The sequence below is a fragment of the Azospirillum sp. genome (genome assembly GCF_050789165.1).
The window spans coordinates 1-7,330 of record NZ_JBOZRT010000163.1 but is presented as its reverse complement, the minus strand read 5'-3'; the positions used below and the strand labels follow the sequence as shown (position 1 = coordinate 7,330).

The following is a 7,330-nucleotide window of genomic DNA, read 5'->3' as shown; positions in this document are numbered from 1 at the left end:
TTGCCGCTGGCGCTGGTGTTTTTTGTTGCGATGGGGGCTCCTACACTCCCACCCCCCGCGGGGTTGTGGGTCGGGGTGCGGGGGATCACGGGGGACGGCGAACGTCCGCGGCGAAGGACCCCCTCACCCTAACCCTCTCCCCGGAGGGGAGAGGGAATTCACCTTACGGAACCACCGCCGAGCGCAGGTCGAGCACGTCGTCGGCGCGCTGGACCACCTGCACGCCCTCGCGCACGCCCCACGACATCGGCTGCGCGTGCAGCGGCATGTAGCCGTAGTCGGCGCGGACGATCTCCCACGCCTCCTTGATCATGGCGTTGCGCTTGGCCTGGTCGGTCTCGGAGCCGATCTTGGTGGTCAGCTCATCGACCTTCGGGTTGCAGTAGCCGCCCAGGTTGAACAGGCCCGACTGCGTCTCCTTGTTGCGGCAGCCCGCGAGGTTCAGCAGCGAGTTGTGGCTGTCGATGGACGACGGCGTCCAGCCCAGCATGTAGAAGCTGGTGTCGTAGCCGGCCTGAGCCAGCACCTTGCCGAAGTACTTGCCCTTGGTCTGCGCCAGCAGGTCGATCTTGATGCCGACGCGGGCCAGCATGCCGGCCACCGCCTGGCAGACCTTCTCGTCGTTGACGTAGCGGTCGTTCGGGCAGTCCATGGTCACGGTGAAGCCGTTGGGATAGCCGGCCTCGGCCAGCAGCTTCTTGGACTTCTCCGGGTCGTAGGGGTAGGGGGCACCGAACGACTTGTCGAAGCCGTTGACCTCCGGCGCGATCAGCGTGCCGAGCGGCACGGCCGAGCCGCGCATGATCTGCTTGTTGATCGCCTCCAGGTTCACCGCGTGCACGAAGGCGCCGCGCACGCGCGGGTCCTTGAACGGGTTCTTGCCCTTGACGTCGGAGTACTTCAGCTCGTCGCGCGCCTGGTCGAAGCCGACGAAGATGGCGCGCGCCTCGGCGCCGGTCAGCGGCTTGACGCCCTTGGTCTGCTCCAGACGCTCCCAGTCCTGCACCGGCACCGGCTGGATGACGTCCAGCTCGCCCGACATCAGCGCGGCGACGCGGGTCGCCGGCTGCGAGACGGGGGTGAACACCACCTCGTCCACGTTGGTCTTGATCGACTTGTCCCAGTAGTTGGGGAAACGCTTCAGCACCGTCTTGGTGTCCGGCTGCCGCTCCGTCAGCATGAAGGGGCCGGTGCCGTTGGCGGCGCGGTTGGCGTAGTTGCTCTGGTTCGAGCCCTTGACGTTGGTCGCCTCGGTCGTGTTGTTCTTCTCCGACCACGTCTTTGACATGATGTAGAAGAGCGACCACTCGCGCTCCAGGATCGGGTTGGGCGTCGGCGTGATGACCTCGACGGTGTAATCGTCGATCTTGCGGATCTCCTTCGCCTTCGCGCCGTAGCCCTTCATGTCCGAGCCTTCGGTCAGCGTGCGCTTCCACGAGAAGATCACGTCGTCCGCGGTGAAGGGCGAGCCGTCGTGGAAGGTGACGCCCTTGCGCAGGTGGAAGACCCACTTGGTGGGCTCGGGGTTCTCCCACTTCTCGGCCAGCATGGGCACCGGCTGCAGCTTGGCGTCGTAGCCGACCAGCGGCTCGTAGATGTTGCCCTGGAAGCCCAGCGTGAACGTCTCGTTCAGGCCGTACGGGTCCATGGTGGTGGCGTCGCCCTGGTAGGACCAGCGCAGCGTCTTGGCTTCGGCGGCCCCCGCGAAGACCGCGCCGGCGAGCGCGATCACGGCGGCCGATCGGAGGAGTGCGGTCGCGATCTTCATGTCTCTGTCTCCCTGTTGTCCGCCCTTGGGGGGCTTTTGTCGTTAGGCAGATAGGCGCGCGATCAGTCCGCGCAGGAGCCGCTCGCAGGCGGTAACCTGGTCGATCGCGATGAACTCGTTGGCCTGGTGCGCCTGGTCGATGGAGCCGGGGCCGCACATCACGGTGGAGTAGCCGGCCTCCTGGAACTGCCCGGCCTCGGCGCCGTAGGCGACGACGGTGGTGTCGTTGCGCCCGGTCAGCGCGTGCACCAGCTGCGCCGCGCGGCCCTGCGGCTCGGGCGCCAGACCGGGGGCGCCGGCCAGCACCTCGGTGACGATGCTGCACTCCGGCGCGATCGCCTTCATCTCCGGCAGCAGCGTGTCGCAGAAGGCCAGGAAGCGGTTCAGGTAGGTCTTCCAGTCGTCGCCGGTGACGGTGCGGATGTCCCACAGGAAGTCGCAGCGCTTCGCCATGATGTTGAGCGCGGTGCCGCCATTGATGGTGCCGACGTGCAGCGTCGTGTAGGGCGGGTCGAAGGGCGAGGCCGGGTCGGCCTTGGCCTTGTTCTCCGCCATCATGTCGGCGACGAAGGTGGCCAGCCGCGCCGCCACCATCACCGCGCTGACGCCGCGGTTCACCTGGCTGGAGTGCACCTCGTGCCCGGTGACGGTGGTGCGCAGCGCGTAGCAGCCCTTGTGCGCCAGCACCACGCCCATGCTGGTCGGCTCGCCGACGATGACGGCGCCGACCGGCGGCAGCTCCTTCACCATGCGCTGGATCATGAAGGGGGCGCCGAAGCAGCCGACCTCCTCGTCGTACGACAGCGCGAGGTGGATGGGGCGCTTGAGGTTCGCCGCCAGCATCTCCGGCACCAGCGCCAGCGCGATGGCGGAGAAGCTCTTCATGTCGGCGGTGCCGCGGCCGTACAGCTTGCCGTCGCGCTCCACCAGGGTGAAGGGGTCGGTGTCCCAGGCCTGCCCGTCCACCGGCACCACGTCGGTGTGGCCGGAGAGGACGACTCCGCCCTCGGCCATCGGGCCGATGGTGGCGTAGAGGTTGGCCTTGCTGCCGTCTTCGTTGGGTACCAGCCGGCTTTCGACTCCCAGCCCCGCCAGATAACCCCTGACCCACTCGATGAGGGCCATGTTGGAGTGGCGCGAAACGGTGTCGAATCCCACCAGCCGGGCGATCACGTCCCGTGAGGTCTTGTCCAAAACCCTACCTGCCTAATCCCTGTCGTCGGCCCTTATTGCGGGCTCGTACGAATGTCTCGTTGTCTAAACAATGTGAGGACAAAATACGGGAGTCAAATGGCAAATCGCGTCAGGCCGGTGCGCGCAGCGCCAGCCACAACCCGGCCGACAGCACCGCGATGGCGGAGGCCAGCTGCACCGTCACCGGTTCGCCCAGCAGCAGCGCGCTGAGCGCCGCGGCGGTGACCGGGCTCAGCGCCAGGAAGACGGTGACGCGCGTCGGCGTGGTGTGGCGCAGCGCCCAGAGCCACAGGAAATAGCCGATTCCGCTGCTCACCCCGATGAAGACCACCGCCGCCCAGCCAGCCGCGGTGATGCGCGGCGCGCCGTCGAAGAATCCCTCGCCGCCGGCCAGCAGCGCCAGGAACCCCACCGACGCCAGCATGGCGAAGGCGCTGACCGGCAGCGGGTCGTACTTACGCAGGTACGGCCGGTACAGCACGCTGCACAGCGCCCCGGCGAAGGCGCTGCCCAGGACCGCCAGGGTGCCCAGCCATTCCCCGGGCGCGGTGCCGGCGGCGAACGCCTTCTCGCCCAGCACGATGCCGACTCCGGCCAGCGTCAGCGCCACGCCGGCCGACTTGCGCAGGCCGAGCCGTTCCCGCCCCAGCGCGGCGGCCAGCAGCATGGTCATCAGCGGGAAGCTGGCGAACAGCAGCGCCACCCGCCCGGAAGGCACGGTCTGCAGGGCGAAGTTCAGCAGCGCGATGACCACCGCGAACTGCACGATACCCAACAGCGCGATCGGTATCACGTCCTTGGCGTCGAAGCGGAGTCGGCGGGAGGCCAGCACGGGGGGGAGCAGGCACAGGAAGCCGATGGCGTAGCGCAGCAGCGCCAGCGACGCCGGCCCGGTCTGCCCGACCACGAAGCGCGTGGCGACGATGGCCGCGCCCACCTGCACGCCGACCGCGGCGGCGGCGAGGATGGCGAGGCGGGCGTGGCCCTCGCTCACAAATCCCGCTCCCAGGTCTCGCTGACGAGGTCCTTGCCGAAGCTGTGGTACGGCTCCGACGCCACCAGCTCGAAGCCCGCCTTTACGTAGATGCCGCGGGCCGCCAGCAGGATGCTGTTGGTCCACAGCGTCATGCGGCGGTAGCCGGCCTGCCGGGCGAAGCGCAGGCATTCGTCCACGAGGCGATGGCCGAGGCCCAGGCCGCGCGCCGACGGATCGACGATCAGCATGCGCAGCTTCGCCACGTCGTCGGACGCCTTCACCACGAAGACCGAACCGACGTTGCGGCCGTCCATCTCGGCGATCCAGCAGCGCTCGCGCTTCGGGTCGTAGTTGCGGATGAAGCCGGCGGCGATCTCGGCGACCAGCGCCTCGAAACTCTCGTCCCAGCCGTACTCCTGGGCGTACAGCGTGCCGTGCCGCTCGATCACCCAGCCCATGTCGCCGGGGCGCGGCGGGCGCAGGATGTACGGCACCTTGCGCGGCGGCCGCCCGCCCAGCAGATCCTCGACCACGCGCATGGCATCGACCAGCCGTTCCTGGTCGGCGTCGGACAGGGTGCCCAGCATGTCCGCGATCTCAAAGCGCGAGCGGTCGTTGAGGCGGGCGAACGCCTCCTGCCCCTCGGCCGTCAGCGCCAGCAGGTTCTGCCGCGCGTCCGCGGGGGAGGGCTGCTTGCTGATCAGGCCGCGCTGCTCGAAACCGCGCAGGATGCGGCTGAGATAGCCGGCGTCCAGTTCCAGCTCCTCGCACAGCTCGTTGGCGGTGGTGGTCTCGTGGTGCGCCAATTCGTAGACGACGCGCGCCTCGGCCAGCGAGAACGGGCTGCCCAGCAGCCCCTCGTGCAGCACGCCGACCTTGCGCGTGTAGAAGCGGCTGAACCGGCGCACCGCCTCGATGCGCCGCAGAAGGTCCGGACCCGTCATGGTGTCCTCCCGCCGGTGAGATATTTGACATCGTCAATCAAACCTCTGACGGCGTCAAGAGAACATCCCGCCGATCCGGGCGTTAACCCGACTATGGGCGCGATCCGCATCGGCACCTCCGGCTGGACCTATCCGGGCTGGCGCAAGACCTTCTACCCGACCGGCCTGCCGGCCCGGCGGGAGCTGGCGCACATCGCCTCGCTGATGAACGCGGTGGAGATCAACGCCACCTTCTACCGCCTGCAAAGCCCGGACACCTTCCGGCGCTGGCGGGCCGAGACGCCGGACGGCTTCCGCTTCGCCATCAAGGGCAGCCGCTTCATCACCCACCGGAAGCAGCTGGGCGACGTGGAAGGGGCGCTGGCGAACTTCTTCGCCTCCGGCCTTCTGCTGCTCGGCGACCGCATGGGGCCGTTCCTCTGGCAGGTGTCGGAGCGCATGCGCTTCGACCCGGCGAAGGTCGGGCGCTTCCTGGACTTGTTGCCGCGCGACACCGCCGAGGCGGCGCGCCTCGCCCGGCGGCACGACGACAAAGTGGCCGGGCGCTGCTGGACCGAGACCGACGCGGTGCGCCCGATCCGCCACGCCGTCGAGGTGCGGCACACCAGCTTCCGCGACGACCGCTTCCTCGACCTGCTGCGCGCGCGGGGCGTGGCGCTCGTCAGTTCCGATGCGCCGGGATGGGAGCGTATGGACGAGCTCACCGCCGACTTCGCCTACGCCCGCCTGCACGGGGCGGAGCAGCTGTACGTCAGCGGCTATTCCGACGCCGCGCTCGACGCGTGGGCGGCGCGGATCCGCGGCTGGATGCTGGACGGGGCCGAGGAGGTGCACGTCTATTTCGACAACGACGCGCAGGTGCGGGCTCCGTTCGACGCCTTGAATCTCGCGCGTCGCTTCGAGCGCACAAATTTTGCGCAAACCTCTGCCTCCTGAACGGGCTTGCCCAGAATATGGGCGGCCTGCGGCAGGCGGTCGCACCTCGTGCCATTACCGCGAAACGCTTAGGACGCGTGGATTTCCGTGCGGCCAACCGTCTTGGCATCCCGTTTGCGAATGATCCCCGCGTCGTGATCCGACCCGACGAAGAAAAAGGGGAGACAGATGGGCATCAAAGCGCTTGCGATGAGGGGCATGGTGGCGGGCTGCGCGCTGGCGGCGGGCCTGTTCGCCACGGCGGCGATGGCGGCGGACCCGATCAAGATCGGCGTCCTGCACTCGCTGTCGGGCACGATGGCGATCAGCGAGACGACGCTGAAGGACACCGTCCTGATGATGGTGGACGACATCAACAAGAAGGGCGGTCTGCTCGGCCGCAAGGTCGAGGCGGTGGTGGTCGACCCGGCCTCCAACTGGCCGCTGTTCGCCGAGAAGGCGCGCGAGCTGCTGCAGAAGGAGAAGGTCGCCGCGGTGTTCGGCTGCTGGACCTCGGTGAGCCGCAAGTCGGTGCTCCCGGTGTTCGAGGAGCTGAACGGCATGCTCTTCTACCCCGTCCAGTACGAGGGCGAGGAGTCCTCGCGCAACGTCTTCTACACCGGCGCCGCGCCCAACCAGCAGGCGATCCCCGCGGTCGAGTACCTGATGGGCCCCGACGGCGGCTCGGTGAAGCGCTGGGTGCTGGCCGGCACCGACTACGTCTACCCGCGCACGACCAACAAGATCCTGGAGGCGTTCCTGATCTCCAAGGGCGTGCCGAAGGACGACATCCTGATCAACTACACGCCGTTCGGCCATGCCGACTGGCAGACGATCGTCGCGGACATCAAGAAGTTCGCCTCGGCCGGCAAGAAGACGGCGGTGGTCTCGACCATCAACGGCGACGCCAACGTGCCGTTCTACAAGGAGCTGGCGAACCAGGGCATCAAGGCGACCGACATCCCGGTGGTGGCCTTCTCGGTCGGTGAGGAAGAGCTGGCCGGCATCGACACCAAGAACCTGGTCGGCCACCTGGCCGCCTGGAACTACTTCCAGTCGGTGGACAGCCCGGAGAACGACGCGTTCATCAAGCAGTGGAAGACGTTCATCAAGAACGACAAGCGCGTCACCAACGACCCGATGGAGGCCACCTACATCGGCTTCAAGATGTGGACGCAGGCCGTCATGCAGGCCGGCACCACCGACGTGGACGCGGTGCGCCAGGCCATGTACGGCCAGAAGGTCCGCTCGCCGTCGGGCTACGACAGCGTGATGAACACCAACCACCACCTGTCGAAGCCGGTGATGATCGGCGAGATCCAGGCCAACGGCCAGTTCCAGATCGTCAACCAGACGAAGACCGCGATCAAGGCCGACGCCTGGAGCCCGTTCATCCCGGAGAGCGCCAAGCTGACCGCCGACTGGACCTTCCCCTGGGTCTGCGGCAACTGCGCCGAGCCGAAGTACGGCAAGCTGAAGTAAGCGCTTCAACCCTCTCCCCCCTGGGGAGAGGGTGACGCCAAAGGCGTCGGG

General features: G+C 67.9%; 6 protein-coding genes. 2 read left to right on the top strand and 4 right to left on the bottom strand.

Going from position 1 to position 7,330, the window contains the following annotated elements; all coding sequences use genetic code 11:
- Positions 1 to 163: 163 nt before the first annotated feature.
- From ACRWK7_RS35110 to ACRWK7_RS35095, 4 genes are all read right to left on the bottom strand, one after another.
- Positions 164 to 1,768 (bottom strand): ABC transporter substrate-binding protein, encoded by a 1,605-nt coding sequence (locus ACRWK7_RS35110; RefSeq protein WP_431862486.1) that lies wholly within the window; start codon positions 1,766 to 1,768, stop codon positions 164 to 166.
- Positions 1,769 to 1,810: 42 nt separating this feature from the next.
- Positions 1,811 to 2,962 carry an acetylornithine deacetylase gene (gene argE, locus ACRWK7_RS35105; protein WP_431862484.1) on the bottom strand — a complete coding sequence of 384 codons (1,152 nt, stop codon included), beginning with the start codon at positions 2,960 to 2,962 and terminating at the stop codon, positions 1,811 to 1,813.
- Positions 2,963 to 3,071: 109 nt separating this feature from the next.
- The gene (locus tag ACRWK7_RS35100) at positions 3,072 to 3,956 is read right to left on the bottom strand and encodes a DMT family transporter (protein WP_431862482.1); all 885 of its coding nucleotides are present in this window, start codon (positions 3,954 to 3,956) and stop codon (positions 3,072 to 3,074) included.
- The gene (locus tag ACRWK7_RS35095) at positions 3,953 to 4,882 is read right to left on the bottom strand and encodes a bifunctional helix-turn-helix transcriptional regulator/GNAT family N-acetyltransferase (RefSeq protein WP_431862480.1); all 930 of its coding nucleotides are present in this window, start codon (positions 4,880 to 4,882) and stop codon (positions 3,953 to 3,955) included. Before ACRWK7_RS35095 ends, ACRWK7_RS35100 begins: the two co-directional genes overlap by 4 nt.
- Positions 4,883 to 4,975: 93 nt before the next feature.
- Between ACRWK7_RS35095 and ACRWK7_RS35090 the strand changes: the two genes are divergently transcribed.
- Together ACRWK7_RS35090 and urtA are read left to right on the top strand one after the other, a co-directional pair.
- Positions 4,976 to 5,818 (top strand): DUF72 domain-containing protein, encoded by an 843-nt coding sequence (locus ACRWK7_RS35090; RefSeq protein ID WP_431862478.1) that lies wholly within the window; start codon positions 4,976 to 4,978, stop codon positions 5,816 to 5,818.
- Between the two features lie 168 nt (positions 5,819 to 5,986).
- On the top strand, positions 5,987 to 7,279 hold the full coding sequence (gene urtA, locus ACRWK7_RS35085; RefSeq protein ID WP_431862476.1) for an urea ABC transporter substrate-binding protein: 1,293 nt from the start codon (positions 5,987 to 5,989) through the stop codon (positions 7,277 to 7,279).
- Positions 7,280 to 7,330 lie beyond the last annotated feature (51 nt).